Here is a 991-nt window from a genome sequence, read left to right as displayed (position 1 = left end):
TGATCTGTACCTGCCGTATCGACATATTTTATCGTCATTGATGTAATATCACCTTGAGGTGTAATTACCACGCTTGCAGTTGGTTCATCTGCTGTTACAGTTGGTGACGCTGGCGTTGCTTCCTTAATCGGCATTCCAGCTTTATTTTCTCCACTAACATCACTGTTTCCTTTTATAGCTGTTGCCTTTATTTCACTACTTATTTGTACTGCAGTGTGTTCAACTGTGACAACACCTGTTTGGTTGTTAATCGATATGCCTGCTACTGACGGATTTAGTGACCACATATTATTTGCTTTCGTTGCTGTTATGGATTGATCTGCTCCTGTCGTATCAACATAATTGATTGTCATTGCACTAGTATCACCTTGCGGGCTAACTACTACACTCGCAGTCGAAACATCCGCTGTGACACTTGGTGCTGTTGGGGTCGTTTCCTTAATTGGCATTTCAGCTTTATTTTCTCCACTGACATCACTGTTTCCTTTTATAGCTGTTACTTTTACTTCGCTATTTGGCTGTACTGCAGTGTGTTCTACAGTAACAATCCCCGTTTGATCATTGATAGATATGCCTTGAACTGATGGATTAAGTGACCATGTATTATTCTCTTTTGTTACTGTTATGGTTTTATCTGTTCCTGCCGTATCGACATAATTGATTGTCATTGCACTAGTATCACCTTGCGGGGTAATTACTACACTTGCAGTTGGTTCATCTGCTGTTACATTTGGTGGCAATGGTGTCGCTTCCTTAATTGGCATCATAACACGTGTTTCATTACTGCTATCACTATTGCCTTTTACAGCTGTTGCTTTTACTTCACTACTTGCTTGTACTGCGGTGTATGAAACTGTAACGACACCACTTTGATCATTAATTGAAATTCCTGCAACTGGTGGATTGAGTGACCATATATTATTTGCTTTTGTTGCACTTATGGTTTGATCTGTACCTGCCGTATCGACATATTTTATCGTCATTGATGTAA

Annotated in this window: 1 pseudogene; it reads right to left on the bottom strand. The window is 39.9% G+C overall.

From position 1 onward, the window contains the following. Nucleotides 1–991 (bottom strand): annotated as a pseudogene (locus tag CD113_RS12715) (YSIRK signal domain/LPXTG anchor domain surface protein); the annotation flags it as partial.

It is taken from the genome of Staphylococcus simiae (assembly GCF_002902085.1).
In the GTDB taxonomy this organism is placed as follows: Bacteria; Bacillota; Bacilli; order Staphylococcales; family Staphylococcaceae; genus Staphylococcus; species Staphylococcus simiae.
The sequence above is the reverse complement of the archived record's forward strand: the minus strand, read 5'-3'. Positions and strand labels throughout refer to the sequence as shown.